The following is a 26,686-nucleotide window of genomic DNA, read 5'->3' on the forward strand; positions in this document are numbered from 1 at the left end:
CGGTGCTCCCGCGCGGTAAAGGCTGCGTTTGCCCGGTGACGGCGAAATGGGCCTGACGCGACAATCGCGAAAGCGCCGGCGGGCGCTCTCGCGATCTTCTGTCGGTCATGCCGGGCGCGAAGCCGGTGCTTAGACGTTCGCCACTACGACGGCGCGCGTGTTGAGGTAGTTGTCCAGTGCTTCGGGGCCGCCTTCGGTGCCGTAGCCTGAATCCTTGATGCCGCCGAAGGGCAGTTCCGCCGAGGAAGCCGCGGGCGTGTTCACCCAGAGCATCCCGACTTCGACCCGCCGCGTCAGCAGGTCGGCATTGGCGAGCGACCGCGTGAAGGCATAGCCGGCCAGCCCGAAGGAGAGGCGGTTGGCTTCGGCGATCGCTTCTTCCAGCTTGTCGAAGCCGCGAATCCCGGCGACCGGACCGAAGGGCTCGTCGTTGAACAGGCGTGCATCGAGCGGGACATCGGCCAGCACGGTCGGCTGCCAGAAGTTGCCGACTTCGCCGATCCGCTCGCCGCCGGCAAGCAGGCGCGCGCCGCGTGCCACGGCGTCCTGCTGGAACTCGGCCATGGCCGTCAGGCGGCGGTCGTTGGCGAGCGGGCCCATCTGGGTTTCCGCGTCCAGACCGTCACCTACGGAGATGCCCTTGGCCAGCTCGGCCATGGCCTGCGCGAACTGCTCCTTCACGCTGTTGTGGACCAGGAAGCGTGTCGGCGAGATGCAGACCTGCCCGGCATTGCGGAACTTGGCGCGCCCGGCGCTGCGCACGGCGAGGTCGACGTCCGCATCCTCGCAGACGATCACGGGCGCATGGCCGCCGAGTTCCATCGACACCCGCTTCATGTGCTTGCCGGCGAGGCTGGCGAGCAGCTTGCCGACGGGCGTGGATCCGGTGAAAGTGATCTTGCGGATCACCGGGCTGGCGATCAGGTATTCCGAAATCTCGGCAGGGTCGCCATAGACCAGGTTGAGCACGCCTTCGGGAAGACCGGCATCCTGGAACGCGCGAATGAGCGCGGCCGGGCTTGCGGGAGTTTCCTCCGGCGCCTTGACGATCATCGAGCATCCGGCGGCAAGGCCCGCGCCAATTTTCCTGACGACCTGGTTGATCGGGAAATTCCAGGGCGTGAACGCGGCGACCGGGCCGACCGGGTCCTTGATCACCATCTGGCGGACCGACAGGTCGCTGCGGTGCGGCACGAGGCGGCCGTAGACGCGGAAGCCTTCTTCGGCGAACCATTCGATGATGTCGGCCGCTGCCATGGTCTCGCCCTTGGCTTCCGCCAGCGGCTTGCCCTGCTCCAGCGTCATCACCCCGGCAATGTCGGAAGCACGCTCGCGCAGGAGCGCGGCGGCCTTGCGCATGATCGTGCTGCGCCTGGCGGGCGTGAAATCGCGCCAGACTTCGAACCCGCGCTCAGCCGAGGCGAGCGCGAGGTCCAGATCCGCGCGGTCGGCATGGGCAACGCGGCCGATTTCCTGTCCGGTTGCGGGGTTCTGCACCGCCAGCGTCCGGCCACCGGCGGCATCGCGCCAGGCCCCGTCGATGAAAAGCTGGGTATCGGGATAGGCCATTGCTGCACTCCTTTAGGCGGGGCCGGCGCCGGAAGAAACCGCGCTCGGCCGGACCGACCATATCGGGAGCCGAGGCCATGGCCGCAACCGGCGCAAGGCCGGATGGGCCGTGCAATTGGAGTTTCGGGACTTGCCCTTTTCTCATCGTTCGGCGCGCTGGGACAGCCGGCGCGCCGCCGATGAAAACGCGGGCGCGAGGACGTCAGGGCAGATTGCTGTCCCGCCGCTTTTCGCTGAGTTTCCGGGCCGCATAGGCGCCCACGGCCGCGGCGGCGATCCCGGCAAGGCCGAAGCGGCGCAGCACGGTTGCGGCCACGACCCCGGCAATCGCGCCGCCGGTTTCATCGACACCCGCCACATTGCGGGCGATCCGTTTGCCCGCGATTCCTCCGATGATCTTGCCTAGCATTCAACAGTCTCCTTCTGAGAAAATAGCGAGCGGGGCCGCCGATGGTTCCGTGCCCGACCGGCTGCGATCCCGTCAGGACCGACCTTGGGTTCTGTCCTTTCGCCCCGAACCTGGCTAGGGCGGCGGGAATTGGAGATAGAGATGAGCGATCCGTCGAAGGCATGGGATGGGGAACAGGTCCGCAAATGGCTGGAGCGCCGGTTCGAGGCTTCCCGGCTGGATCAGGCCGCGGCGGATCGGCGCGGGTATGAAGCGCAGGACGATTACGACAAGGCGGCGGCCGAGGAATGGGTTTGCCGCACGTTGAAGTCTGCCGACTGCACGAACGAGCAGGCCGCCTTCGCCCAGCGTATCAAGGAACTGATCGCTCAGGACGAGTACAAAGTGACAGGCATCTACGACGACACGCGGTTCGAACGGAACGTGCGCGGTCATCTGAGGAAGCTGGCGAAGATGACCAAGGCCAATGAAGGCTTCGAGAAAACCCTGCGCTATCAGTGAGCAGGGCCGAAGGGCCGGGCGCGTCCGCGCTCCAAACCCGTCGGCCCCGGCGCTGCATCAGGTCTCCCGGCGGATCGGATAGACCCCGGTTTCCCGGTTGGGCGCGGGCGTGCGCTCCATCAGCCATTCCAGCCGCGCTTCGGGGTCCTGCGCGAAGTGAGCATCGCTTGCCACCCGCGCTTCGAAAGCGGTGCGGATTTGCGCATCGCGGGCCAGCAGCGCATCGGCGATCGGCGCCAGCACGAAGTCCTCGCTTCCCGCCGGCGGGGAAAGCACCTCGGGGAAGAAGCCCCAGGCCAGGAACGAGTCCTGGCTCTCCGGCTCCAGCAGGGCCGCGGCCAGAAGCCCGAGCGGCTGGTCGGACGGTACGCGGATGGTGCCGGCGGGCACGGTCTCTGTTGCCCGGGCATGCTCGAACCTCGCCTGCAGCGGCACCCGGCCGTCGTGCGGGGCCTGGAGGGCGGGATCTTTCAGGCGCACCCGGTCCAGTTCCAGCGCGCGGGCCTGTTCGAGAATTTCCATGCGGATCCCGTGAAGGCGTAGGCGGTCGATCACTTCGGCTTGCGCGGCCGGCACCAGCCAGGCCTTGGGCAGGGTTACGGTTTCCACCGGCTCCTGGCCGACGATCGGCATGCGCAGGCTCTTCGGCCGGGCGGTCCAGCGCTGCTCCATCCGTCCCGAAGCGGGCGAGGCATAGCTTTCGAAGGCGACGCCCTTGAACCCCTCGACCCAGCCCACCGGCTCCTTCGCCGGTTGCCAGCGGGTCAGCAGGGTTTCCGGGCGGGCGGCACGGTCCACCGCTTTCGCCGCGGCAATGGCGGGGGCATCTTGCGCCGCCAGCGTCATCGCCCTTTCCAGCAGGACGTAAGTGCCGAGCACCCGCTGGCGATAGGGCTTGAGCATGTGGTTCTCGACCAGCACCGTGGGCACGCCGATGAAGTCTCCATAGCCCGTCGAGTAGCGCGGCCCTTCCGGGCTCTGGCGGATGCCGCTCTCCGGGCGGCGCGTGTCGATCGGGCTGGGGTAGATCGTGGGGGTGTGGCCCGCCTTGGCAAGCGCTGCGGTGACGCCGGGGCCGAAGCGCTGCTCCAGCCAGTTCGCCGTCGCGCGGTGGCGCGCATAGCGGCCCCACCCGGCATAAGTGAACGTGATGTCGTACTGCATGTCGAAGCCGCCGCTGACGTGGCAGTCGATGTAAAGAATCGGATCGAGCCGCCGCAGCAAGGCGATCATCGCACGGGTTTCAGGCGCATCGGCCTTGGCATAGTCGCGGTTGAGATTGATGCCGCGCGCATTGCCCACGGTGCCCTTTTCGTCCGGCCCGCGCACATGGAGGAAGTTCCAGGCGCTCATGCGCTCGTGGCCGTCGATGTTGAGGATTGGAACGAAGACCAGGTCCACCTTGTCCAGCAGGCGGTCCTTGCCGCGCAGGGCGATATCGCGCAGCAGCATCAGGCCGGCGTCCTTGCCGTCGATCTCGCCCGCGTGGATCCCGGCCTGGACCAGGACCACGGGCTTGGACTTGCCATCGGCGGCAGGGCCCTTGCTCGCGCGGACCAGCAGCATGTCGCGCCCTTCGCCGGTCTTGCCGAAGGTTTCCAGTGCAATGAGCGGCGACGCCTGGGCAAGGCGTTCGAGCCAGGCGCGCACTTCCGCGTAGCGCGGCGTGGCTGCGAAGTCGGACACTTCGGCCGGGGTGATCCAGGGGTCGTCTTCGCGGGCGACCAGTTTCTCGCTGGCGCCTGACCAGGCGAGTGCCGGGGGCAGGACATGGGGCGGCGCGTGGCTGGCCTGCGCGGAAGGCTGCGCGAGTGCGGGCGAGGCAAGTATGGAGAGCGCCGCGAAGGCGAGGGAAGTCTTCAGCATGAGGAGGGTCTCCCGGAGGATTTCAAAAGCGGGCGCGCAGGCCGACGGTGGCGGTGCGAGGGGCGCCCGGCTGCACCCAGAGCGGGGTATAGCTGTTGGCGTACCAGTCCGCGTCGAAGAGATTGGTCACGCTGCCGAACAGGGCGACTGTTTCCGTCAGGTCCAGCTCGCCGAACACGCGGGCCAGCGTATGCGCGGGCAGCGTGAAATCGGTGCCGGTTTCGCCGCGCCGCCGGCTGACATGCTGCCCGCCGCCGCCCAGTGTCGCTTCGCGCGAACCGATGGCGAATGTGCGCGCGATCTGCATGTTGACGTTGTGGTCCGGGATGTTCGCCAGCGGATCGCCGGGATTGACCTGGAAGGAATAGGCGGGGTCGAGAACGCTCGAACGGGCCTCCGCATCGATATAGGCGTAGCTCAGCAGAAGGTCGAAACCGCCGGGGAGCCGCCCGGCAAGGTCCAGTTCCACGCCGCGGCTGCGGGCCTTGCCGATCGCGACCGAGAAACCGGGGTTGTTGGCGTCGCTGGCGAGCACGTTGGACTTTTCGAGCTGGAACACGGCCAGGGTTCCATTCAGCTTGCCGCCCAGCAGCGAGAGCTTCACGCCCGCTTCCAGGGACTCGCTGGTCTCGGGATCGAAGATCAGCCCGGCCGCGTCGGTGCCGACATTGGCGCGGAAACCCTGGCCGTAAGCGGCATAGAACGTGACCGGCGCGCTCAGCTTGTAGACAAGGCCGGTCTGGGGGCTGAATCGACCCTTGGTCCGTTTGCTCCGGGTGGCGGTCAGGCGGTTGTCGGTTTCCGGCGTCACACTGTCGTAGCGCCCGCCCAGACGAACCTGCAGGCGATCGGTCAGTTCGATCTGGTCCTGGACATAAGCGCCACCAGCGCGTTGCCGGTCGACCCTGTCAGTGATGACGGCGGTGGCGGGCAGGGGATACTGTCCGTAGACGGGATCGAGAATGTCGATCACGTAGCCGGCCGCTGCGCCGGGGTTCGACGCCAGGAGCGGCGGGCGAAAGCGGCGGAACACCTGGTCGTACGTGAAGGAGTCGTAGTCGGCCCCGATGAGGGCGCGGTGGCGCAGGCTGCCCGTATCGAACAGGCCGGCGAGTTCGGCGCGGACGACGGAATGGTCCGCATCGTAGTAACGCGAGCGTCGTTGGCGCGACAGCGAGCGACCATCGCTGTAGATCGCCTGGCGCGAAGCCACCGTTTCCGCATCGGAGGAAAAGCCGGTCAGCAGGGTCTTGCGGATGCTGCCGCCGACAAGCAGGCTCCAGCCGCCGCCAAGTTCGTGCTGAAGGCGCAGTTGATGGCCGGTGGCGCGTGCGATCGTGTCTCCGTCTCCCGGCTCGCCCAGAAAGCGGGAGCGTGGAACGGTGTGGAAATTGCCGTCCAGAACCACGATACCGCGATCGAACGGCACTTCCACGCGGCTCTTCTCGAAATCATAGGTCAGGCGGGTGCGCTCGCCCAGCGAGAGGCCGATGGACGGCAGGAAGCCCCAGCGTTTCTGGTGGACATGGTCGCGGAAGGTGTCGCCGTCCTCGGCATAGCCGATCAGCCGCGCGGTGAGGCCGCCGGTCAGCGCCAGATTGACGTCCGCCTCGCCGCGCAGCCGGTCGAAGCTGCCGTATTGCACCGAGGCAGTGCCGTAAGAGCGGCCCAGTTCGGCCTGCTTGGTCACCAGGTTGATGGTGCCGCCCGGCTCTCCGCGCCCGATGAGGGCAGCCGCCGGGCCCTTGAGCACTTCCACGCGTTCGATCCCGGCCACGTCGCGCGGGCCGCCGAAGCCGCGTCCGCCGTTGAAGCCGTTGACGAGATAGCCGCTCGGCATGTTCTCGTCGCCGGTGAAGCCGCGAATGGCGAAAGCGTCCCACAGCCCGCCGAGCGTGTTCTGGCGGGCGACCGATGCGTTGAGGTCCAGCGCGTCGCTGAGCCGCTGGATGGTGTTGCGTTGCAGGGTCTCGGCATCGATTTCGGCAATCGACTGCGGTATTTCGGACAAGGCGAAATCGCCGCGATAGGCCTGGCGCACGCCGGTGACGGTAATGGCGCCGCTGCGCTCTTCGCCCGAAACCTCTTCTTCGCGGCGCTGCTCTTCCTCGACCGTTTCCGCAGAGACGGGAAAGGGCGCCATCGCAAAGGCGAGCGGCAGGGTTCCGGCCAGCAGGCGGCCGTCCTTGGCGAAACGAAACATGATGACCCCCGGTAGTGACGTTGCGGCGGAAGCGCGCAAACGCTCCTGACGGAGGGGCTTCTGTCAGTGCGGCTTTCGCGCGTCAATGATATGTTGCAACATCACTTAAATTTCGGAGGTGATCCCGTTGCCGTCCCGGCCACCGGTCTCTTTTGCAAGGCCCGCTTACAGCTCAGGCCCGCGACCGGAAGTTATGGGGAATAACCTCGGTCACGGGCCTGAAACTGCGCCGCTATGTCGATCGTGCGACCCGAAGGACTGCGGCGGTGTGGTTCTCCCGGCCATGGGACGGGAGAGGGTCATGAGGCAGCGACTCTTGTCAGTCGGCCCCATGCGGAAAAACGCGTGTCAGGGCATCAGGACGGTGTCGACGACATGGATCACGCCGTTGGACTGCATGACATTGGCGATGGTGATCCTGGACTTGCCGCCCTTGGCATCGGTGAGCCACCAGGCGCCGGCCTTGTCCTTCCAGGCGGTGAGCTTCTCGCCCTCGACCGTGGTCAGCATGGCCTTGCCGCCATGCGCCATCGCATTGGCGGCGATGTCGGCGGCGGTCATCCGTCCGGCCACGACGTGATAGGTCAGGACCTTGGTGAGCATCGCCTTGTTCTCGGGCTTCATCAGCATGTCCACGGTTCCGGCGGGCAGCTTGGCGAAGGCGGCATTGGTGGGTGCGAAGACGGTGAAGGGCCCCGGTCCCTTGAGAGTGTCCACCAGCCCGGCAGCCTTGACGGCGGAGACGAGCGTGGTGTGATCCTTGGAATTCATCGCATTGTCGACGATGTCCTTGGTCGAATACATGGCAGCGCCGCCGACCATCGGATTGCTGGCCATCGACTTGCCGGCCATCGCCTTGTCGGCGGGTGCCTTGGCGCCGACCGAAGCGGCGCCGGAAAGCAACAGGGCGGCGGTGAATGCGGTTGCAAGCGTGCGGGGTAGGGCGTGCATGTCTGACATCCTCTCTTCCGTTTCGCATTCCGTTTCCTGGGATGCGCTCCAGATACGGTACGGCGACCGGCCCGGATGCAGAGGGGATCAGATTTCCGAGATTTTTCCGGTCATGACCGGCGCGGCGCTGGGCGCCTGGTGCGGTGCGGTGGCCGGATCCTCCATGGTGATGGCCAGCGTAGCCCCGGTTTTCAGGAAGGGCCGCATGGGATCCGCGACCGGCATTTCGGCGCTTCCGGCGTGAATGAGCCCCAGCGAGCGCGGCACGCCGTCCTTCGGGATAACCCATAGTTCCGGACTCTTGCCGGTGCCGGTGGGAGAACCGGCGTCGAAGCGCAGGACCCCGCGGCGGGGATCGAACGCAACGGCCATGATCGCGCCGCCTTCCACGCCGGACATCTGCGACACCGCCATGCTGCCGTCGGGCACGGTGGGTGCCGGTCGCATCGCCACGAACAGCGCCAGGCTGGCGGCAAGGGCGCCCGCGCCCAGCGCGGTGGCCCGCCAGGCACGCAGCCCGCGCGGAGCCGCGGCGACCGGCGCGCCGATCCGCGCCGCAATGGCGTTCCACACCCTGGATGAAGGCTCGGCGGCGGGAACTGCGGTCAGCATGGGCGAAAGCCGGAGCTGCCACTGTTCCACCCGCCGGGCGAAGGCCGGGTCGCTCAGGCAGAGGCGCAAGGCGGCGGCGCGATCAGCGCCGTCAAGCAGGCCGAGCGCAAGTTCGGCCGCCAGGCCGTCGCGATCCTGATCTTCGGGCATCTCAACCATCGCCCAGGCAATCCTTCAATTTCTGCATTCCCCGTCTGATCCAGCTCTTGATCGTCCCCAGCGGCGTATCCGTGCATTCCGCCAGTTCCTGATAAGTCAGCCCTTCCAGGAACGCGCGGCGGATCGCCTGCGCCTGCTGCGGTTGCAGCCCTTCCAGGCAGAGCCGCAAGCGCCGGTGCTCGTCGTCTCCCTCGATCACCGCATCCGCCAGCGGGCTTTCATCGGCAATGGCTTCCACGACACCCTCGGGCGCCGCGTCGAAGCGCCGGTCGGAGCGGCGCCAGTCGATCGCGGCATTGCGCGCAATGGCGGCGAGCCAGGTGATCGGGCTGGCTTTCGCCGGATCGAAGGCCGAGGCGCGGCGCCAGACCTTGACGTAGACGTCCTGAAGCACGTCTTCCGCCGCCTCCCGGTCTCCGCAGATGCGCAGGCAAATGCCGAAAAGCTTCGCGCACGTCATGTCGTAGACCCGGCGCAAACCCGCAGGATCGCCGGCGGCGGCCAGATCCATGGCCGAAACCAGTCTTGTCCGCTCGTCTGCCACGGCTGTTTCTCTCATCCGTCCGTCCTGACCTCAAGCCTTCCCCGATCAACGGCCGACGGCGCAATTGGCTGCCCGGGCTTTCGGGCGAATTCGCATGATATACGCAGCGGGCCGGTGCGCGGATGCACCCTTGTCGCAATCCGCAATTTCAGCGCCTTGTCGCGCCGATCTGCGCGCTTCGTCAAATGCCTGTAACCGAAGGCGGGAAGGGGCCTTGCGCCAGACCGGCATTTTTTCGGAGCCTTCATGACCCTGTCCGTCCTCGTCCTTGCCGCCGCCGCGATTGCCGCCCAGCCTGCCCCTGTTCCTGCACATGCGCCGAAGATGAACGATATCCAGGTCGTTGGCACGCACAATAGCTACAAGCAGGCGATGAGCGATGCCGTCCGCGCCCGGATCGCGGCGCAAAGCGAGAAACTGGAAATGGCGCTCGACTATTCCCACCGCCCCTTGTCCGAGCAGCTCGACCATGGCGCGCGCCAGTTGGAGATCGACGTCAACTACGATCCCGCGGGCGGCTACTACGCCAAGGGCGCTGCCGACGCGGAACTGCTGAAGCCGGGCTTCAAGGTGCTGCACATGGCCTTCAGCGATGCGGCCAGCAGCTGCGAACGGCTCGTCACCTGTCTGACGGAGATCCGCGACTGGTCCGACGCCCATCCCGATCATGCGCCGATCATGCTGATGTTCAACGCCAAGGAAGACGCCGATCCCGAGCACGGCAAGGCGGCGCTGCGCTTCGACGAGAAGGCCTTCGACGCGCTGGACCGCGAGATTCTCTCGGTCATCCCGCGCGGGAAACTGATCCTGCCTGACGACGTGCAGGGCCGCTATCCGACCCTGCGCGAGGGCGTGCTGGCCGGAAACTGGCCCAGCCTTGCCGCGGCGCGGGGCAAGATCTTCTTCGCGCTCGACGAGCACGAAGCCAAAGTCGCGATCTACCGCGGCAAGCGCAAGTCGCTGGAAGGGCGGGTCTTCTTCGTGAACACCGATGAGAACTCCCCGGCCGCCGCCTATCTCACCCTCAACGATCCCATCGCCGAGGCCGACCGCATCGCGCGCGACGTGAAGGCGGGGTTCATGGTGCGGACCCGCGCCGATGCCGATACATGGGAAGCGCGCGCGGGAACGCTGGCGCGTCTGCGCGCGGCCCTGGCGAGCGGCGCGCAGTACATCTCGACCGACTATCTCTGGGAAGACCCACGCCTGCCGGGATACCGCGTGTCGCTGCCGGGCGGCGCGCCGGTTCGGTGCAATGCGGTGCGGCTCGCCGGTCAGGACCTGGCGGACTGCACGGCGGACCTCGCATCGGTTCGGTGAGGGCTTGGAGGCCTCTCAGGCCTGAGCAGACGGCTCGCCCGAGGGCTGGTCGTCCCGCTCGCGCAGCAGGAGCAATGCTCCTGCCGCGACGAGCGAGCCCATGCCCATCAGCACGGCGACGATCGACAGGCCGAACCCGGCATTGAACAGGAAGCCCGCGACGATCGGGCCGAGCGCGGCACCGCCCCGGCCGATGCCGATGACGAAGCCGGTGCCGCCCGCGCGCACTTGTGTGGGGAAGACCTTGGCGAAAAGGGCGTAGAGGCCGACCACGCCGGCATTGGTGCAGAAGCCCGCCGCTCCGGCGATCAGCGCCAGTCCGGCGAGGGTCTCCTGTCCCTGGCCGAACAGCGAAACCAGTACGGTGGAGGCCAGCATGGCCACGATCACCAGCTTGCGCACCGCGATCCGGTAAGTCAGCAGGCTCAGCAGCGTGGCTCCGGCCAGGCCGCCGACGTTCGCCCAGACCAATACGTCGCCCGCCTTGGATGCGGCATAGCCCATGTCCACGACGATCTTGGGGATCCACTTCAGGATGAAGTAGAAGGTCATGATGTGGCAGAAGTAGCCGAGCGTCAGCAGGACGGTGCTGCGCGCGAGGCCGGGCGCGAAAAGCTCTGCGATGGACGCTCTGGCAGCGGTGAGGGGCGCAGGCGGAAGCGCGTCGACGGTTTCGTGGCCGAGGCGGCGCAAGGTGGCGTTGATCCGCTCCAGCGCGCCGGGGCCGCGCTTCTGCAGCAGGAAGCCGATCGATTCCGGCAGGAGGAACCAGGCGATCGGCAGGAACACGGCCGTAACCACCGCGCCGAACATGAAGACGTCGCGCCAGTGGCCGGTCGCGAGCAGGCCGGTGGCGATCGAACCGCCGACGATGGCGCCCATCGGATAGCCTGCCGCCATGATCGCAACCGCCAGGTTGCGATGGCGGTCGTTGGAGAACTCTGCCACCAGGGCATTGGTGCAGGCCAGCATGCCGCCGATCCCCAGCCCGGTGACGAGCCGGATGATCGAGAGGTTCACCACCGAACTGGCCGTCGTCGCCATGGCCATGCCGCCCGCCATGATGACCAGGCAGGCCAGCACCGTTGGCCGCCGTCCGATCCGGTCGGCCAGGTTGCCCAGCGCCACCGAGCCCACCGCCATGCCGATCAGTTCCATCGACAGCACCAGGCCAAGGGCGGCCCGGTCGATCCCCCATTCCGAGGCGATGCCCGGCGAGGCGAAGCTGATGGCCAGCACGTCGAACCCGTCAAGCGCGTTGAGCAGCACGCAGAGCGTCACTGCCGCGATTTGCAGGGGGCGCATCGTTCCCTTTGACAGGATAGTCTGGGGCGACAGGATGGATTGGGGATCTCTGGTCATCGTCATGTCCGGTCTTGCGCGTTTACGCCCTAAAGCGACGGCGGATGGTGAACGGCGCGGTCGATCCGGCCGTAGGTTCGTTCCAGGCACCCCGCGGCCATCATGACCAGGGGCACCGGCAGCGCGAGGCACAGCAGCGCGGTGCCGCTTTCGACATCGCGCATCGTCAGGTAGCCGATCAGCAGCGGCCCGCAGGCCGCGCCGATCCGTCCCAGGCCCAGTGCCCAGCCCAGGCCGGTTGCGCGCGCGGCGGGGGGATAGAACAGCGAGGCGGCGGCGATCATGCCCTTCTGCCCGCCGCCGATGCCGACCCCGGCCAGCATGGCGGCGGCATGGAACGGCGCGCCGCCCCTGGCCGCGAAAGTGCCGAGGAAGACGATGCCGGTCAGCCCCACCGCGCTCATCGCCACGAGGGCGCGGAACGGGCCCATGCGGTCCGCCCACCAGATCATCGGCAAGGCGCCCAGCGCGGTGCCCAGCGTGAACATGCTGGTTGCCGCGACGGCGCTGGAATAGGACAGCCCCTCGCGCGAGGTCAGCAGCGGAAGCCAGGACTGGAGCGCGTAGAACAGGCCCAGCCCGATCGAGAACATGATCCAGAACAGCACCGTTCCGGCGCGCAGGCGCGGCGCGAAGAGGGCGGCGAGGGGGCTGGCGCTCCGTGGCTTGATCTCCTCGACGGGCAGCGCTGCGCTGAGCATCGCGGCGATGAGCAGGGCCAGGGGCACGGTCGCTCCCCAGGGCGCGCGCCAGCCGGAGCGGGGGACGACCCAGCCGCTCACCAGCCCTGCGGCCAGGAAGCCGAGCGAGAAGGCGACATAGATGCCCACCACTTGCGCGCCGCGCCAGCGCATGCGTCCGTGCTGGCTGGCGATGGAAACCGCGCTGGGCAGGGCGGCGCCGATGGCGATGCCGGTCAGCACCCGGCCGAGGAACAGCACTTCGAACCCCGGCGCGACCACGCAGACCATCGTTGCCAGCGCCAGGCCCAGCATGGCCCCGCAGAGCACCGGCCTTTCGCCCACGCGATCGGCCAGCGGCGCGACGAAGATGTAGCCCAGGAGCAGTCCGAAGATCGCGGAGGACAGCAGCGGGCCGATCAGCGCGCTTTCGAGCTGCCAGTCGTGCACCAGTCCGGGCATCGAGAAGCTCAGGGCCTGGAACGCATAGCCGCTGACGAACAGGGCCATGGCGCAGTAGAGGACCACTTGCCGTTCGCGTCCCTTGGACCGCACCACCCGCACACCGTCTCCCGCCGCCCGGCCGCGCCACGGGGGGCAGGCCCCCGTCCCGGCAGATGCGACCATCGGGAAAGCGGAACCGGCCACCGCGTCAGAACCGCAGGGTCATCATTGTCTGGACGAACAGGTTATCGCCATAACCCGCGCGGCGTAAGACCTTTCCGGCGTCTACGTAATTTACGAAGCCGGTGAGTGCGACATGCGGGTTCAGCGCCCAGTTCGCCTTGAGGCGGGCGACATTGGCGACATGCTTGCCCGCCACGTTCTGCGTGCCGGCGTAGACTTGCGAGTTGCCGCGAAAGACGGCGTCGTTCCGGTCCGGGCGCCAGTAGAACCCGGTTTCGCCGGTCAGCGAGAATGTCTTCGTCACTGGCACCACCAGCGTCGGCGCCACGCCCATCAGGTTGACCGCGCCCAAGTAGTTGTCGTCGCTGAAAATGATCGTGGCGTTATAAAGGAAGTTGAACGAGCCGACTTTGCCCGAACTGTCGAAAGTGCCGCCGCCCGAGGCATAATCGGCATGGAAACCGAGCCGGGGCGACGAAGCGCCCTTGGCCAGCGCGACCGACTGGTTGGTGCTCACGGCCCAGGCATCGACCGCGCGGGCGCCGAAACGGCCGTCCTGCTTCATCGCCGTCCAGTCGAAGGCGACCGGGCCGAGGTGGCCCCAGAGCCGCGCGCCGTAGGTCTCGCGCCGGTCCTTGCCGGAAAGGCGGCCTAGGGTGCGGTCGTCGTCCTCGAAGTGATAGTAGAAGGGATCGAGGTAGACCGCCGTGCGGCCCTTGGGCGCGCCGCCGGCAACCACGAAGCTGGAGTAGATACCGCTCAGGGTCTCGCCGTTGCCGATCTTGTCGTCCAGCAGGCCGGTGCCCTGCTCGGTCGGCACGAAGTGGAAGGCGCTGAAGCGGAACCGCCGCCAGTCCATCGAGAGGCGGGCGCCGTTCATCGAGACGCGGATGTTGGGATTTTCGCGCGGGCTGATGATGAAGCGCGGGCCGTCGAAGAACTCCTGCCGGCCCACCGTCACCCGTGCCGTGCCCGCGCCGACCGGCGCGCGCACTTCGGCGAAGAGCTGCTGGACGATCAGGTCGTTCTGCTGGATCGCTATGTGCCGGTTCTCGTTCTTCCCGAAGATCCGGCCCGACGCCAGTTCGCCGTAGAAGCGCACCGCGGGGCCGATCCTGAGATCGGCGCCCAGCGTCGTGCGCGAGAGCACTTCCACGCGGTTGGTCGTGTCGGAAAGCAGGGGCCGGGTGGAAAGGCTGACGCTGGCGCGCTGGTCGCCGTTCAGGGTCAGCGAGACGTCGCCGTCCGCCGCCAGCGGAATGAACTTGAGCGGAGAGGCCCATTCCCGCTTCGCCTTCTGGCTTCGCAGGAAGCGCCAGTCTTCCGCCCCGCGCAGCATCATGTAGTTGGGTCCGGTGCGCGGCCCCTGTCCGTCCGCTTCGGCCGGATAGGGCGACTTCAGCGGATCGCGTGCCGGGGTGCCGGCGGGAATGACGGGCTGCGGCGACGCGGCGACCACCGTCTGCGCGGGAACCGGCTGCACGTCATCGCCCGTGGCTGCGAAAGCGCAGCCCGGCAAGAGCAGTCCGATCGTCACGCATCCGGTGAGGCCCCGATCGCGCAGCGGAAAAGTCCGGTTGCGCATGATCGTCCTCTCGCGGCTTATCCGAGGGGGATTTCCATGAGATCGCGGCCGACCACGATCTCGCCCTTGAAGTGCCTGGCCACTTCGCTGCGCCACATGTCGTCCGTGATCCACTCCATGTCGCCGGGCACGAAGTGGCTGAGCACCAGCTTCCCGACTCCGGCGCGGGCGGCGATCCGGCCGACCTGTTCGGCGGTGGTGTGGCTCTCGATCAGGTGGTTGCGGAAAGTGGGAGTGCCGTTGGCCCGCTTCACCAGTTCGTCCACGCCGGGGACGTAGAGCACTTCGTGAACCAGCACGTCGGCGCCCTTGGCGAAATCGGCCAGGGCGGGATTGTAGGCGGTGTCGCCCGAATAGACGACACTGCCGTAAGGCGTTTCGAAGCGATAGGCCAGGTTGTCTAGCGGGGGATGGGGGGTGGTGAAGGCGGAGACCTTCACGCCGCCGTCCGACATGACCGGCCCCTGCTTCGGCGCGAAATCATGCGCGCGCAGCAGCGTGGCGGGATCGACGCGGCCCTCGTCCGACATGCGGGTGGCGATGTCCATGTGATTGAGGCGCCAGAAGTCCGCCGCCATCGCCTCTATGCCGACCGGGCCATAGGCGTCGACCGGGCTGCGCAGCGCGCCTGCGGCCCACATGTTGTAGACGAGATTGCCGAATTCGAGCTGGTGGTCCGAATGCATGTGCGAGATGAAGATCGCGCGGATATCGGCGAGGCCGAGCCCGGCTTTCACGATTTGCGCGGTCACGCCCATGCCGGTGTCGATGACGTAGACCTTGCCGTCCACCACCAGGGCATTGGCCGGGTTGGAGCGGGTGCCGCCCACGCGGGGACCGCCCTTGGTGCCGAGCAGCACGAGCTTCGCACCCTTTGCCGAAGCCTTGGCGGTGCTGGCCGGCTGGGCGAGCAGCGAAGAGGCGGAACCGGCCAGCAGGCCGCCGGCAGCGGTGGTCATGGCCGCCTGCAGCAGGCCGCGGCGGTTGAGCATGGGGATGCGCGACGCGAAATTCATGAAACTCCTCTCCACTCTGGGATCCAGCCCTGATCGGGCTTGTTGGCCTTCGCCTAACATCGCCCCGCAGAGCGAGTCAACAAGAATGCGAATCTCATTCTGTTTATCGAAACGTGGACAAGCGGCGCGCTATCGGCAATGCCTCTGTCCATGACGGAGGCGGCGGTGGCGATCGAGATCGAGGATGACCTGGCGAAGGTAGGGGTGACGCCCGCCGTGCAATCGCGCAGCCGCGCCTTGCGCGATCGCCTCATTCGCGAGGCGCTTGCCATCGCGCGCAACCAGCCCTTCGATGATGTCAGCATCATCGATATCTGCGCGGCGGCGAGCTGCTCGACGGGGGCTTTCTATTCGCGCTTCCCGGACAAGATCACGCTGTTCAAGGCGGTCATGGTCTTCGCCGCCGCGGAATCCGGCCCGCTTCTGGAAGGTATCGTGCGCGAGGCGCCCTTCGAGGAGATCCTGCCCAGGCTGGTGAAGGCGCAAGTCGATCGCTATCTGCGCCAGTCGACGTTCTTCAGGTCCGCCTTCAAGGTCAGCCTCGACGCCGAACAGGCGTGGGAGCCTTTTCGCCGCAATGCCCAGAACCTGGCGAGCGCCTATATCGAGCGCCTGCTGGCGCTGCCGGCAATCGACGCGGAGCACGTGAGCCTGGAACGGGTGCGCTTCGCCTTTCAGGTGATGTACGGGGTGCTCAACAATACCCTGATCAACCGGCCCGGCCCTTTCGTCCTCGAAAGCGACGAATTTCCCGCACTGCTCGAGGACGCGATGCTGGCGACCATGAAGTTGCCGCCGATCCCGGCCTGACTCACGGCGCCCCGGGCTTGGCTGGGCGTGCCTGTGCGAAAGGGGGGCGCCGAAGCGCGCCCATCCCTCGCGCGCGCGGTCAGAACGGCTCGTTGAGCCGCGCCAGCGCGCCTTCCAGCAAGGCCTTGTGCCGGTCCGGTGAGCCGTGCTCCAGTTGTAACCTGCCGATGCCCACGCTGCTTTCGATCACATCGCGGCACCGTTCGAAGCGGCGTTCCTCGTAGGCAGCCAGACCTTCTGCGACCGTATCTGCCCGGGCCAGTTCCTCGGCCAGGACGACGCCGCTTTCCACCGCCATCCCGGCGCCGGAGGCCAGATGGGGGGTAGTGGCGTGAACCGCATCGCCTACCAGCACGATCCGCCCGTTGCTCCAGGACCGGGGTTGGAGCGCGGCGGAGAGCGGGCGGTAGTTGATCCAGTCCCCCCGCGTCATGTTGTCGCGGATCCATCCGGCATTGCCGCCGAAGTCCGCGAGCAGCCCTTTCAGGGTCGTATAGAGTTCCTCTTCGTCCATGAAGGTTTCGCGCGGTTCGTGAGGCGTGAGCATCCACATATAGACACTGTCCGGGCTGCAGGCGGTGATGCCGCAGGGGTTGTCGTGGCCCAGGAAAAATTCGCCCGCCTCCAGACCGGGGGGCTTGCGGATCGAGATGCGCCAGCAGCCCTGGCCGGTCGGCTGCGCCGGGGCCATGTGGGGAAAAGCGATCTCGCGCACGGTGGAATAGACGCTGTCGGCCCCGACAACGAGGTCGTAGCGGCCCGTGCTATCGTCCGAGAAGGTGACGTCCACGCCGGTTTCGTCGGTTTCGAGCGTGGTGACCGTCAGCCCCAGGCGGACGGAGATGGCAAGGTCCTGCACCCGGCGCTGCATGATCCGGTGCAGCACCGGGCGCATGATGCCGCCGGTTGCGGGCAGACCTTCCTCGATCACGGGTTCGTCGAGATCGTGGAGATGCGTGCCGTCATGGCGGAACAGGCGGGTCTTGTTCGTGATGGCGCCGGCTTTCTTGATCTCCTCCAGCAGGCCGAGCCGCCGATAGGCCCGCAAGGTCGGCCCGGTTATGGTTATGCCCGCGCCATAGACCCGCCATTCCGGATCGAGGTCGATCAGGTCCACCCTGACGCCGCGTTCCGCAAGGCTGATGGCCGTGGCCATGCCGCCGATCCCTCCGCCCACGACCAGTGCCGTGGCGATGCTGCTGATGCTCTCCCGTGTCATGACGACGAGAGGTAGCGCGCCCGCTCCGCCAGACAAATCCGAACTGTGGATGCCTGGCCATCGATACAATCGGTGTGACCGGGAGCGATGGCTTGGCTAGCCCTGTGGCCAAGAACAAACACAACGGGAGGAGCGCCATGCGCAATCGACTTATCCATTCATCGAGTCTGGCCGTCCTGGCGCTCGCCGTTTCCGCAGCCGCCGCCCCGGCCGCGGCGCAGGAGGCAGCACCCGCCGCGAGCCCGCCGGCGCCGGACAACGCGGGAATCGGGGACATCATCGTCACCGCGCAGCGCCGCTCGGAAACGCTCCAGAGCGCCGGCATCGCCATCGATGCCGTGGGCGGCGAGAACCTGATCCGGCAGGGCATCACCCAGGCCGATGCCCTGAACAAGGCGGTTCCCGCGCTGACCGTGACCAATGGCGGCGGCTCCAACACCTCGATCTTCCTGCGCGGCGTCGGCAATATCACCAACAACAGCTACAACGATCCCGCCGTCACCCCCAGCTACGATGGCGTGGTGCTGGGCCGGGCGGCCGGTGCCTTCGGCTCGGCCTTCTACGACCTCGCGCGCGTCGAAGTGCTGAAGGGGCCGCAGGGCATTCTCTATGGGCGCAACGCTACCGGCGGCGCGGTCAACATCATTCCCAACCGTCCCGAACTCGGCCGCAATTCCGGCGGTTTCACGCTTTCGGTGGGCAATTACGACGCCGTGGGCGCGGAAGGGTTCTTCAACCTTGGCCTGGGCGACAACGCCGCCTTGCGCGTCGCCGCCACCCACCAGTACCACGACGGCTACAATCGCGACGGCAGCGACGATGCCAACCGCAGCGGCATCCGCGCGCAACTGCTGTTCGAGCCTACCGACAAGCTCAGCATCCGTTTCGGCGGCGATTATACCCATGTCGGCGGCGTGGGCGCGGGATCGAGTTATATCGGCGCCTTCACGCCCGGCCCCAACGGCTTCACTTTCGCGCCCGCGACGGGGCTGGGATCGTCCGAGGGCTTCAACACGGATGCGGCCGATGCCTATCGCCAGACCCAGCTCGGCGCGCCCGGCTTCGGCTTCCTGAATGCGCTTAACCGGCAGCAGATGATCGACGCCACCTATTGGGGGCTCAATGCCGAAGTCACGCTGGAAACCGGGATCGGCACGCTGACGGTGCTGCCAGCCTATCGCAAGACGGACTTCACGACCTACTTCTACGGACCCGCCTTCAACACTGCCTATAACGACGAGCAGGACCGCCAGGCCAGTCTCGAAGCGCGCCTTGCGGGCAAAGTGGGGATGTTCGACTACGTCGTGGGCGGCTTCTATTTCGACGAGAAGATCCGCAACGTCGGCGAATACAACCAGGAATTCGTGCTGCCTATCCAGCGCTATACCCACAAGACGACCAGCTGGGCCACCTTCGGCCAGCTTACCGCCCATGTCACCGACCAGTTCCGGCTGATCGGCGGCCTGCGCTATACGCACGACAAGAAGTCGATCAACGGCATCATCAACAACTTCATCGCCTATTGCGGCGGGCTGCCGCCCGTCACGCCGCCGGGATCGTTCGCGCAGGGCTGCGCGGTGCCGGGCAATCTCCCTCACTTCCCCAATTTCACCACGACGGGCGAGACGGTGAACTGGCTGATCGAAAACGGCTATATCGCGCCCGGCAGCACCGACGATGCGAACGGGCAGTTCTATCCGCTGCTGAACGGGGCCGGGATCATCCAGAAGACTTATTATCCTGTGGTCGATTCCGGCAAGTTCAGCCGCGTGACCTGGAAGGCGGGTGCCGAATTCGACATTGCGCCGGAATCGCTGCTCTATGCTTCGGTGGAAAGCGGCTACCGTGCCGGCGGCTTCCAGCTCTCCGAAGGCAATCCGAGCTACGATCCCGAATTCATCACGGCCTATACGATCGGATCGAAGAACCGCTTCCTGAACGACCGTGTCCAGCTCAACCTCGAAGCCTTCTACTGGAAGTACAAGGACCAGCAGATCAACTACTTCACGGTTTCGCCGGATTCCGTGCTGATCAACACCATCGACAATGCCGGCCGTGCCGACATCAAGGGCTTCGACGTCGATCTCATGGTCAAGCCGATGCGCAGCACCACGCTTTCCGCCAAGGTCCAGTACCTCGACACCGAGTACAAGGAGCTGACGCTGACGACCGCATCGCCGCGCAACAATATCAATTGCCCCTATACCGCCACGGGCAACTTCCTCAGCGACGGGAGCACCCCGATCCTGGCGTTCGACTGTTCGGGACGTCCGCTGCTCTATTCGCCCAAGTGGACGATCAACCTGGGCGCGGAACAGATCGTGCCGCTGGGTGACAAGTACGAACTGGTCGGCAGCGTCAACACGTCCTGGCGTTCTTCGCAGTACGGCGCCTTCGAGTACCTCGATTTCGAGAAGATCCGGCCCTACTGGCTGACCGACGCCAACCTGACCCTGCGCATGGCGGACGGCGGCTTCTCGATCGGGGCCTATATCCAGAATATCGAGAACAAGCGCCGGATCGCCACGCCGCAGTCTTCGCCCATCGGCTTCGCCGTGGCGCGCTATACCGCGCCGCGCACTTACGGCCTGCGTCTCTCGGCGAGCTTCTGAGAATATGGCCGAGGAAACGAGGATGCCTGCCGATCGCCGCCGGGTGCTGGGATGGCTGGGCGCGACGACCGCACTCGTCGCGCTTGCCGGGCCGGGAAGGGCGCTTGCCCGCCCGGCCCCTCCTTCGGGACGCCTGCCGAACATCGTCTACATCATGGCTGACGACCTCGGCTATGCGGACCTTTCCGCCACCGGATCGCATGCGATCCGCACACCGGCCATCGACAGTCTCGGCCGTGACGGGATGCGGTTGACGCAGGGCTATGCCAGCACGCCGATCTGCTCGCCCACGCGCACGGCGCTGCTGACCGGGTGCTACGCCCAGCGTTTCGCCATCGGTATCGAGGAACCGCTGGGCCCCGGCGCGCCGCCGCATATCGGTGTGCCGCTGGACCGTCCGAYGATCGCCTCGGTCCTGCGCGACCGGGGCTATCACACCAAGCTGATCGGCAAGTGGCACTTGGGTGAGCCGCCCGAACACGGCCCGCTCCAGCACGGCTATGACGAGTTCTTCGGCGTCGTCGAAGGCGCGGCGGACTATTTCCGGCATCACATGGTCATGGGCGGCAAGGACGTCGGCGTGGGCCTTGCCCAGAATAACGCAGCGGAGCAGCGGGAGGGCTACCTTACCGACTTGTTCGGGGACGAGGCGGTCAAGACCATCGAGGGGGCAGGCGACAGGCCGCTGTTCCTGTCCCTCCACTTCAACGCCCCGCACTGGCCCTGGGAAGGGCGCGAGGATGCGGCGGTGGCCAAAGTCCTGCCCAATTCCTTCCACTATGACGGGGGCAATCTCGCCAAGTACAAGGAAATGGTGGAGGCGATGGACCAGAACGTCGCCAAAGTGCTGGCCGCGCTGGAACGCACCGGCAAGGCGGACAACACCATCGTCGTCTTCACCAGCGACAACGGGGGCGAGCGCTTCTCGGAAACCTGGCCGTTCATCGGCCACAAGGGCGAAGTGCTGGAAGGCGGCATTCGCGTGCCGATCCTGATGCGCTGGCCCGGGCAGATCGCGCCGGGATCGATCTCCGATCAGGTCATGGCCTCGATGGATTTCCTGCCGACATTCCTGACGATGGCGGGCGGCAATGTCGCCAAGGCGGGCAAGTTCGACGGTGTTGACCTCTCCGCCCAATTGACCGGCAAGGCGGTATCGGTGCCGCGCACACTGTTCTGGCGCTTCAAGGCGAACGAGCAGGCCGCCGTGCGCCAGGGCAACTGGAAATACGTGAAACTCGGCGGGAAGGAACACCTCTACAACCTGGCCGAGGACGAGCACGAACGCGCCGAACGCGCTGCTGCCGAGCCCGTCAAGCTGGCCGAGTTGAAGGGCCTTTGGGACGGCTGGAATGCCCAGATGCTGCCCTACCGCGTCGATGGATATTCCGAGGACGTGCGCAAGGCGTACTCGGACAGATACTAGGAGAAGAACGTGAAAGTGCTCGTCACCGGCGCCGGCGGTTTCGTCGGCCGGCAACTGGTCCGCCGCCTGCTGGATGCGGGCCACGCGGTCGTGGGGATCGACAGCCATGCAGGGGCCATTCCGGCCGGCGCGCAGGCGGTGGAAGGCGATCTGGGCGATGCCGCCGTGCGGGCGCAAGCTCTGGCCGAGGGCTGCGATGCGCTCGTCCACCTCGCGACCGTGCCGGGCGGTGCGGCGGAGGCCGATCCTCTGGCTTCTCGCCGGATCAACGTCGATGCCATGTACGACCTGCTGCTGGAGGCAAGCGCGCGCACGCCGGGCTTGCGGGTCGCCTATGCCAGTTCGATCGCGGTCTATGGCGATCCGCTGCCGGCGCATGTCGACGACGGGACCCCGCTTTCGCCCAGGATGATCTACGGCGGGCACAAGGCGATGATGGAGCATGCCGTGGCGATGTTCTCCAACCGCGGGCTGATCGACGGCGTGACGGTGCGCCTGCCCGGCATCCTCGCGCGGCCGAAAGGGCCGTCGGGCATGAAATCGGCTTTCATGTCGAACCTGTTCCATGCGCTGAAGGCGGGCGAGCCCTTCACGTGTCCGGTCTCGGCCGCGGGCACGATCTGGGCGGAATCGCTGGAATGCGCGGCGCGAAACTTCGTACACGCCCTGACGCTCGATACCGCGCTGCTGCCACCGACCCGCGCGGTGACGCTGCCGGCGCTGCGCCTGACGATGGGTGAGCTTGCCGCCGAGATCGCGCGCCAGTGCGGCGTCTCCGCCGATCTCGTGCGCTACGAGCCTGACGCTGCGCTGGAGGCCGCCTTTGCCGCGCAGCCCCCGCTTGCCACGCCGGCGGCGGATCATGCGGGCTTCGCGCATGACGGCGATGCTGCTAGTCTCGTCGCCAGCGCCCTTTCGACTTTGGAATAACCACTAGCGAAACGGGGAGCGGGAGATGGCAATGCGTTTTGGAAGACTGGACCTCAACCTGCTGGTCGCGCTCGATGCGCTGCTGAGTGAGAAGAGCGTCTCGCTCGCGGCGGACCGGCTCTGCCTCTCGCAATCGGCAACCTCCAGCGCGCTGGGCCGCCTGCGCGAGTATTTCGCAGACGATCTGCTGGTGGTGAAAGGCCGCAACATGATCCTCACCACCCGCGCCGAGGAACTGATCGAACCGGTCCGCGCGGTGCTGGAGCAGATCCGCACGACCATCTCGGTCGCCCCGGCCTTCGATCCCATGACCGCCGACCGGCAAGTGCGGATCATGGCCTCCGACTATTCCACGCAGGTCCTGCTGGCCGAGGCGCTGTCGGAATTCGAGCGCGATGCCCCGCAGATGCGCTTCGAGATCCAGCCGATGAATGACTTTCCGATCGAGGCGCTCGAACGCGGCTACATCGATCTCCTGCTGACCATCGACTACGCGATTTCCGCCGATCACCCCAGCCTGATCCTGTTCGAAGACGACTATGTCGTGGTCGGCTGGGAGGGCAATCCGGCGATGCAGGGGCCGATGACCAAGGAGGTCTACTTCGAACTCGGCCACGTCACGGCGCGGTTCGGCAAGGCGCGGGTCCCCGCCTTCGACGACTGGTTCGTGCGCCGCCAGAAGCAGCAGCGGCGCGTCGAGGTGGTGGCGCCGACGTTCCTCTCGATCTCGGGCCTGGTGATCAATACCAACCGGATCGCCACGATCCACCGGCGCCTGGCCGAGCAGGTGGTGCAGAACATGCCTCTCATCATGCGGGAGATCCCGTTCGATTTCCCGCCGATCCGCGAGGCTCTGCAGTGGCACTTGTCCAACAGCAATGACCGCGCCCTGCGCTGGATCGTCGAGCGCCTCCAGCTCATCGCCGCGCGCAAGGTCGACGAACCCGGCAATGTCGTGGCGTTCGCCGCGCAGCGGATCGACCGCGACGCGCTGGAAGTCGAGTATCGGATGAACCACCCTCAGCCGCCGCGCTGAGCGGCCTGCGGTCACGGCGGTGCCGGCCTAGTCCTCCGCCTCGCGCGCGTCGAAAGCGACGCGCGCGGCAAGGATGGAACCTTCGTTGGCATTGACCCAGTCGATCATCGCCCGCGCCTGCAGGGCCAGCGCCCTCCCCAGCGGGGTGAGGGCATAGCTGACGCGCGGCGGTACGTCCGCACTGATGCTCCGCTCCACGAAGCCGTCGCGTTCCAGGGCGCGCAGCTTCAGCGTCAGCACACGCTGCGAAACGTCGCCTTCGTTGGACAAGTCCGACAGCAACCGGCGCAGCGCGGCATGGCGGCATGGCCCGGTGGTCAGCACCAGCAGCACCAGCGTGGTCCAGCGGTCTCCCAGCGCCCCCATGACATTGCGCACCGGCGCATCGCGGGCGGTGCCATGCGCCGCCATGTCGGCCGCCAGCGCGACGATGCCTGGCCGGGCTGGCAGGTCGTCCTCCGGCTCTGCCATCATCGCGCCGCTCCGCCCGAGGGTACAAAAAAGTGCCGTCTTCTCACCATCGAAGGCCACTTTATGACCAGTGAGGACAGGGTCAATCGCTGGCTCGCAAACGGGAGAGAAACATGGCCATCGACGCCATCCGCCTCGACGGGAAAGTGGCCGTCGTCACCGGCGGGGCAGGAGGGATCGGCTCGGCGACAGCGCGGCTGATGGCGGCGCGCGGCGCACGGGTCGTCATCGCGGACATTGCGGAAGAGGCCGCGGCGGCGCTCGCCGGGGAACTGCCCGGTGCCATTGCGGTGCCTCTCGATCTGGAGCAGGAAGCCTCGATCGAGGCGATGATCGCCGGCACCGTGGCCCACTTCGGCCGGCTGGACGTGCTGCACAACAACGCCGCGCTGCTCGGCCCCGACATCGCCCGGAACGACGGCGACGTGGAGCACATGGCCACCGCGCTCTGGGACCGGACTTATGCGGTCAACGTGCGCGGCACGATGATCGCCTGCCGCGCCGCCCTGCCGCACTTGCGCGAGACGCGCGGCAATATCGTCAACACCGTCAGCAACCTGGCGCTGCAGGGCCACCTGATTCAGGCGGCCTATTCCTCTTCCAAGGCGGCGGTGATCCAGATGACCCGCGCCATCGCCGCAAGCCACGGTCTCCACGGCGTGCGCTGCAACGCGGTCGCCCCCGGCATGACCATGACCCCGGCCCTGCGCGAAGCCTTCCCGCCCGTGCTGCGCCAGGCGGTGGAGGACGAAACCCTGCGCGATCGCCTTGGCGAGCCGGAGGACATTGCCGAGGCAGTGGCCTTCCTCGCCTCCGACGCGGCACGCAATATTACCGGGCAAGTGCTCGTCGCCGATGGCGGCTGCGCCAGCCACGTTCCCGGAATCGCACAGTTCCGGGCCTTCTTTTCGGGAGAACAGTGATGAGCCAGTACGACATCGTCGTCATGGGTGGGGGCCACAACGGCCTCGTCGCCGCCGCCTACATGGCCAAGGCGGGCAAGAAGGTGATCGTGCTGGAGCGTAAGCCCCACTACGGCGGGGGCGTTTCCACGCGCGAACTGATCCAGCCCGGCTTCTGGCATGACGAGCACTCCAACGTGCACATCATGATCCAGGGCAACCCGATGCTGCGTGAGGACGAACTGGGCCTGCTGGGCAAGTTCGGCCTGGAATACATCTACCCCGAACTGCCCCACGCCTCGATCTGGGAAGACGGGACGATGGTGCGATCCTGGCGCGATCTGGACCGCACATGCGAGGAAATCGCCATGTTCTCACCCCGCGATGCAGAGGCCTATCGCAAATTCGCCACCGCCTCGATGGCGGCGCTGCCGATGTTCATGTCCGGCCTCTATGCCCCGCCGTTCCCGATGGGCGCTTTCGTGGCGATGATGGACCAGTCGGACGAAGGGCGCTTCCTGCTCAACGTCATGCAGCGTTCCGCGCTCGATGTGGTGAACCAGTATTTCGAAAGCGACCTGCTGCGCCTTCACATCGTCCGCATGGTCACCGAGAACCTGCAGATGCCCGACGAACTGGGCACCGGCATGGGCGCCTTCCTGATGCCGGGGATCATCCACGCCTATGGCTGTTCGATGCCCAAGGGCGGTTCCGGCCAGCTGAGCCACGCGCTGGTCCGCGCGATCGAGCATTTCGGCGGCGAAGTGCGCTGTAATGCCGAAGTGCGCCGGGTGATCGTCTCTGGTGGCAAAGCCACGGGCCTCGAACTGATCGACGGCGAGACTTTCATGGCGAAGGACGGCGTGATCGGCGCGATCCACCCGCACGTCCTGCGCAAGTTCGTGGCCGAAACGCCCGAACCAGTGCTTGAGCGGGCGGAGCGGGTGACGCAGTCCACTTTCTCGATCAACCTCACGCACCTGACCTTGAAGGAGCGCCTCAGGCTCAAGGTCGGCAATGAAACCAATGCCATGATGACCGAGCTGATGGACTTCTACACCATGCGCGACATGCTGCTGGAGTACGACAAGTTGCGGCGCGGCGAAGTGTCCGAACGGCTGATCGCGGGCGGGGACAACACGATCTTCGATCCCAGCCGCGCGCCGGAAGGCGCGGGCGTGTTCTACGGCGTGAACTTCGCGCCTTACGACCTCTGGCCCGGCGGCCCGGCATCGTGGGACGAACGCAAGGAAGAGATCGCGGACAAGGCGCTGGCGCAGTACCGCAAGTTCTACGCGAACCTTGATGACGACAACATCACCGGCCGCCTGATCCGCTCCCCCGTCGACCATGAGCGGGACAGCCCGGCCAGCTTCCTGAAGGGCGATATCCACGGCTGCGCGCCGTTCTTCTACCAGTCGGTGGGCCACCGTCCGACGCCGGATCTCGGCTCGTTCCGGGTGCCGCAGATCGACGGACTCTACCTCGTCGGGCCGTTCATGCACCCGGGCGGCGGCGTGTTCGGCGCGGGCCGGGCGACGGCGATCCAGATGATGGACGATCTCGATATCGAATTCGACAAGGTCTGCGGGGAGCGGGTGTGATGGCCGATGCCAAGAAGAAAGCGCCGGTCATGCGCATCCTCGACGCGCAGGACAAGGAACTGATGGCGGTGCGCCGGATCGAGCGGGACGGGGAGAACCTCGTCATTCGCGGAAAGATTTTCGGGGCCATGCCGATGGTGGCGAAAGTGACGCCCGAGGAGGCGCGCGCCGCGCTGAAGCTGCTCGATGCGCGGACGATCCTGTTCATCGTCAGTCTGCTGTTCCGCAGGAGCCGGTGAAGGCTGGCCGCATCGGCCCGCTCGATAGCACCG

23 protein-coding genes are annotated in these 26,686 nt (G+C 66.7%); 10 read left to right on the forward strand and 13 right to left on the reverse strand.

The features are described from left to right. Positions 1–129: 129 nt before the first annotated feature. The gene (locus tag AB4Z00_RS11735; RefSeq protein WP_442046068.1) at positions 130–1,569 is read right to left on the reverse strand and encodes an NAD-dependent succinate-semialdehyde dehydrogenase; all 1,440 of its coding nucleotides are present in this window, start codon (positions 1,567–1,569) and stop codon (positions 130–132) included. A gap of 202 nt (positions 1,570–1,771) precedes the next feature. After that, positions 1,772–1,978, reverse strand: coding sequence for a hypothetical protein (locus AB4Z00_RS11740; protein WP_134094334.1), 207 nt, complete (start codon positions 1,976–1,978; stop codon positions 1,772–1,774). Positions 1,979–2,119: 141 nt separating this feature from the next. On the opposite strand from AB4Z00_RS11740, the gene AB4Z00_RS11745 reads away from it, so the two are divergent. Further along, positions 2,120–2,479, forward strand: coding sequence for a hypothetical protein (locus AB4Z00_RS11745; RefSeq protein ID WP_134094335.1), 360 nt, complete (start codon positions 2,120–2,122; stop codon positions 2,477–2,479). A 57-nt stretch (positions 2,480–2,536) separates the two neighbouring features. Here the strand turns inward: AB4Z00_RS11745 and AB4Z00_RS11750 are convergent, their stop codons facing one another. The 5 genes from AB4Z00_RS11750 to AB4Z00_RS11770 all read right to left on the reverse strand — a co-directional run bounded on the left by AB4Z00_RS11750 (position 2,537) and on the right by AB4Z00_RS11770 (position 8,829). Beyond that, positions 2,537–4,345, reverse strand: a complete 1,809-nt coding sequence (locus AB4Z00_RS11750; protein ID WP_442046069.1) for a M14 family metallopeptidase — start codon at positions 4,343–4,345, stop codon at positions 2,537–2,539. Positions 4,346–4,367: 22 nt separating this feature from the next. Continuing rightward, positions 4,368–6,548, reverse strand: coding sequence for a TonB-dependent siderophore receptor (locus AB4Z00_RS11755; RefSeq protein WP_442046070.1), 2,181 nt, complete (start codon positions 6,546–6,548; stop codon positions 4,368–4,370). A gap of 348 nt (positions 6,549–6,896) precedes the next feature. Continuing rightward, positions 6,897–7,499: a fasciclin domain-containing protein gene (locus AB4Z00_RS11760; protein WP_442046071.1), complete on the reverse strand. Its 603-nt coding sequence runs from the start codon at positions 7,497–7,499 to the stop codon at positions 6,897–6,899. A gap of 87 nt (positions 7,500–7,586) precedes the next feature. Next, positions 7,587–8,270, reverse strand: coding sequence for an anti-sigma factor (locus tag AB4Z00_RS11765; protein WP_442046072.1), 684 nt, complete (start codon positions 8,268–8,270; stop codon positions 7,587–7,589). Continuing rightward, positions 8,263–8,829 (reverse strand): sigma-70 family RNA polymerase sigma factor, encoded by a 567-nt coding sequence (locus tag AB4Z00_RS11770; protein ID WP_442046073.1) that lies wholly within the window; start codon positions 8,827–8,829, stop codon positions 8,263–8,265. The genes AB4Z00_RS11765 and AB4Z00_RS11770 overlap by 8 nt, the downstream gene beginning before the upstream one ends. A 231-nt stretch (positions 8,830–9,060) precedes the next feature. On the opposite strand from AB4Z00_RS11770, the gene AB4Z00_RS11775 reads away from it, so the two are divergent. Beyond that, entirely contained in the window at positions 9,061–10,134 is a 1,074-nt protein-coding gene (locus tag AB4Z00_RS11775) for a Ca2+-dependent phosphoinositide-specific phospholipase C (protein ID WP_442046074.1), read from the forward strand. A gap of 15 nt (positions 10,135–10,149) precedes the next feature. Here the strand turns inward: AB4Z00_RS11775 and AB4Z00_RS11780 are convergent, their stop codons facing one another. The 4 genes from AB4Z00_RS11780 to AB4Z00_RS11795 form a co-directional block, all read right to left on the reverse strand. Beyond that, positions 10,150–11,496 (reverse strand): MFS transporter, encoded by a 1,347-nt coding sequence (locus AB4Z00_RS11780; protein ID WP_442046214.1) that lies wholly within the window; start codon positions 11,494–11,496, stop codon positions 10,150–10,152. A gap of 29 nt (positions 11,497–11,525) precedes the next feature. Further along, complete coding sequence (locus AB4Z00_RS11785; RefSeq protein WP_442046075.1) at positions 11,526–12,734, reverse strand: MFS transporter; 1,209 nt, start codon at positions 12,732–12,734, stop codon at positions 11,526–11,528. A 94-nt stretch (positions 12,735–12,828) separates the two neighbouring features. Further along, complete coding sequence (locus AB4Z00_RS11790) at positions 12,829–14,388, reverse strand: alginate export family protein (protein WP_442046076.1); 1,560 nt, start codon at positions 14,386–14,388, stop codon at positions 12,829–12,831. A 17-nt stretch (positions 14,389–14,405) separates the two neighbouring features. Next, positions 14,406–15,404, reverse strand: coding sequence for an MBL fold metallo-hydrolase (locus tag AB4Z00_RS11795; RefSeq protein ID WP_207912993.1), 999 nt, complete (start codon positions 15,402–15,404; stop codon positions 14,406–14,408). A 150-nt stretch (positions 15,405–15,554) separates the two neighbouring features. Here AB4Z00_RS11795 and AB4Z00_RS11800 point away from each other — a divergent pair, with 150 nt between their 5' ends. Beyond that, positions 15,555–16,214 (forward strand): TetR/AcrR family transcriptional regulator, encoded by a 660-nt coding sequence (locus AB4Z00_RS11800; protein WP_132266859.1) that lies wholly within the window; start codon positions 15,555–15,557, stop codon positions 16,212–16,214. A gap of 79 nt (positions 16,215–16,293) precedes the next feature. Here the strand turns inward: AB4Z00_RS11800 and AB4Z00_RS11805 are convergent, their stop codons facing one another. Then, positions 16,294–17,433: an FAD-dependent monooxygenase gene (locus AB4Z00_RS11805; protein ID WP_442046077.1), complete on the reverse strand. Its 1,140-nt coding sequence runs from the start codon at positions 17,431–17,433 to the stop codon at positions 16,294–16,296. A 137-nt stretch (positions 17,434–17,570) separates the two neighbouring features. Here AB4Z00_RS11805 and AB4Z00_RS11810 point away from each other — a divergent pair, with 137 nt between their 5' ends. The 4 genes from AB4Z00_RS11810 to AB4Z00_RS11825 are packed head-to-tail and all read left to right on the forward strand — an operon-like array spanning position 17,571 to position 23,437. Beyond that, complete coding sequence (locus AB4Z00_RS11810) at positions 17,571–20,045, forward strand: TonB-dependent receptor (RefSeq protein ID WP_442046078.1); 2,475 nt, start codon at positions 17,571–17,573, stop codon at positions 20,043–20,045. Positions 20,046–20,067: 22 nt separating this feature from the next. After that, complete coding sequence (locus tag AB4Z00_RS11815; RefSeq protein WP_442046079.1) at positions 20,068–21,471, forward strand: sulfatase-like hydrolase/transferase; 1,404 nt, start codon at positions 20,068–20,070, stop codon at positions 21,469–21,471. Between the two features lie 9 nt (positions 21,472–21,480). Then, the gene (locus AB4Z00_RS11820) at positions 21,481–22,401 is read left to right on the forward strand and encodes an NAD-dependent epimerase/dehydratase family protein (RefSeq protein WP_442046080.1); all 921 of its coding nucleotides are present in this window, start codon (positions 21,481–21,483) and stop codon (positions 22,399–22,401) included. 31 nt (positions 22,402–22,432) lie between these two features. Then, the gene (locus tag AB4Z00_RS11825; RefSeq protein ID WP_442046081.1) at positions 22,433–23,437 is read left to right on the forward strand and encodes a LysR family transcriptional regulator; all 1,005 of its coding nucleotides are present in this window, start codon (positions 22,433–22,435) and stop codon (positions 23,435–23,437) included. Between the two features lie 27 nt (positions 23,438–23,464). On the opposite strand, the gene AB4Z00_RS11830 is transcribed toward AB4Z00_RS11825, so the two are convergent. Next, positions 23,465–23,911, reverse strand: coding sequence for a winged helix-turn-helix transcriptional regulator (locus AB4Z00_RS11830; protein WP_442046082.1), 447 nt, complete (start codon positions 23,909–23,911; stop codon positions 23,465–23,467). Positions 23,912–24,021: 110 nt separating this feature from the next. On the opposite strand from AB4Z00_RS11830, the gene AB4Z00_RS11835 reads away from it, so the two are divergent. From AB4Z00_RS11835 to AB4Z00_RS11845, 3 genes are read left to right on the forward strand one after another with little or no spacing between them, the layout of a single operon-like run. Next, complete coding sequence (locus tag AB4Z00_RS11835) at positions 24,022–24,831, forward strand: SDR family NAD(P)-dependent oxidoreductase (RefSeq protein WP_442046083.1); 810 nt, start codon at positions 24,022–24,024, stop codon at positions 24,829–24,831. Beyond that, positions 24,831–26,414 carry a phytoene desaturase family protein gene (locus AB4Z00_RS11840; protein ID WP_442046084.1) on the forward strand — a complete coding sequence of 528 codons (1,584 nt, stop codon included), beginning with the start codon at positions 24,831–24,833 and terminating at the stop codon, positions 26,412–26,414. Before AB4Z00_RS11835 ends, AB4Z00_RS11840 begins: the two co-directional genes overlap by 1 nt. Further along, positions 26,414–26,653 (forward strand): hypothetical protein, encoded by a 240-nt coding sequence (locus AB4Z00_RS11845; RefSeq protein ID WP_442046085.1) that lies wholly within the window; start codon positions 26,414–26,416, stop codon positions 26,651–26,653. Before AB4Z00_RS11840 ends, AB4Z00_RS11845 begins: the two co-directional genes overlap by 1 nt. The last annotated feature ends 33 nt before the right edge of the window (positions 26,654–26,686 follow it).

Origin of the sequence: Novosphingobium sp. YAF33, assembly GCF_052113265.1 — a bacterium.
Lineage (GTDB): Bacteria > Pseudomonadota > Alphaproteobacteria > Sphingomonadales > Sphingomonadaceae > Novosphingobium.

What these genes read in the sequence shown, in the direction of transcription:
- AB4Z00_RS11755 (WP_442046070.1), bottom strand. Translation starts at nt 6,548, where the DNA reads ATGTTTCGTTTCGCCAAGGACGGCCGCCTGCTGGCCGGAACCCTGCCG.
- AB4Z00_RS11805 (WP_442046077.1), bottom strand. Translation starts at nt 17,433, where the DNA reads ATGACACGGGAGAGCATCAGCAGCATCGCCACGGCACTGGTCGTGGGC.
- AB4Z00_RS11795 (WP_207912993.1), bottom strand. Translation starts at nt 15,404, where the DNA reads ATGAATTTCGCGTCGCGCATCCCCATGCTCAACCGCCGCGGCCTGCTG.
- AB4Z00_RS11760 (WP_442046071.1), bottom strand. Translation starts at nt 7,499, where the DNA reads ATGCACGCCCTACCCCGCACGCTTGCAACCGCATTCACCGCCGCCCTG.
- AB4Z00_RS11830 (WP_442046082.1), bottom strand. Translation starts at nt 23,911, where the DNA reads ATGATGGCAGAGCCGGAGGACGACCTGCCAGCCCGGCCAGGCATCGTC.
- AB4Z00_RS11740 (WP_134094334.1), bottom strand. Translation starts at nt 1,978, where the DNA reads ATGCTAGGCAAGATCATCGGAGGAATCGCGGGCAAACGGATCGCCCGC.
- AB4Z00_RS11765 (WP_442046072.1), bottom strand. Translation starts at nt 8,270, where the DNA reads ATGGTTGAGATGCCCGAAGATCAGGATCGCGACGGCCTGGCGGCCGAA.
- AB4Z00_RS11745 (WP_134094335.1), top strand. Translation starts at nt 2,120, where the DNA reads ATGAGCGATCCGTCGAAGGCATGGGATGGGGAACAGGTCCGCAAATGG.
- AB4Z00_RS11840 (WP_442046084.1), top strand. Translation starts at nt 24,831, where the DNA reads ATGAGCCAGTACGACATCGTCGTCATGGGTGGGGGCCACAACGGCCTC.
- AB4Z00_RS11775 (WP_442046074.1), top strand. Translation starts at nt 9,061, where the DNA reads ATGACCCTGTCCGTCCTCGTCCTTGCCGCCGCCGCGATTGCCGCCCAG.
- AB4Z00_RS11835 (WP_442046083.1), top strand. Translation starts at nt 24,022, where the DNA reads ATGGCCATCGACGCCATCCGCCTCGACGGGAAAGTGGCCGTCGTCACC.
- AB4Z00_RS11750 (WP_442046069.1), bottom strand. Translation starts at nt 4,345, where the DNA reads ATGCTGAAGACTTCCCTCGCCTTCGCGGCGCTCTCCATACTTGCCTCG.
- AB4Z00_RS11825 (WP_442046081.1), top strand. Translation starts at nt 22,433, where the DNA reads ATGCGTTTTGGAAGACTGGACCTCAACCTGCTGGTCGCGCTCGATGCG.
- AB4Z00_RS11780 (WP_442046214.1), bottom strand. Translation starts at nt 11,496, where the DNA reads ATGACCAGAGATCCCCAATCCATCCTGTCGCCCCAGACTATCCTGTCA.
- AB4Z00_RS11810 (WP_442046078.1), top strand. Translation starts at nt 17,571, where the DNA reads ATGCGCAATCGACTTATCCATTCATCGAGTCTGGCCGTCCTGGCGCTC.
- AB4Z00_RS11770 (WP_442046073.1), bottom strand. Translation starts at nt 8,829, where the DNA reads ATGAGAGAAACAGCCGTGGCAGACGAGCGGACAAGACTGGTTTCGGCC.
- AB4Z00_RS11800 (WP_132266859.1), top strand. Translation starts at nt 15,555, where the DNA reads ATGACGGAGGCGGCGGTGGCGATCGAGATCGAGGATGACCTGGCGAAG.
- AB4Z00_RS11790 (WP_442046076.1), bottom strand. Translation starts at nt 14,388, where the DNA reads ATGCGCAACCGGACTTTTCCGCTGCGCGATCGGGGCCTCACCGGATGC.
- AB4Z00_RS11845 (WP_442046085.1), top strand. Translation starts at nt 26,414, where the DNA reads ATGGCCGATGCCAAGAAGAAAGCGCCGGTCATGCGCATCCTCGACGCG.
- AB4Z00_RS11735 (WP_442046068.1), bottom strand. Translation starts at nt 1,569, where the DNA reads ATGGCCTATCCCGATACCCAGCTTTTCATCGACGGGGCCTGGCGCGAT.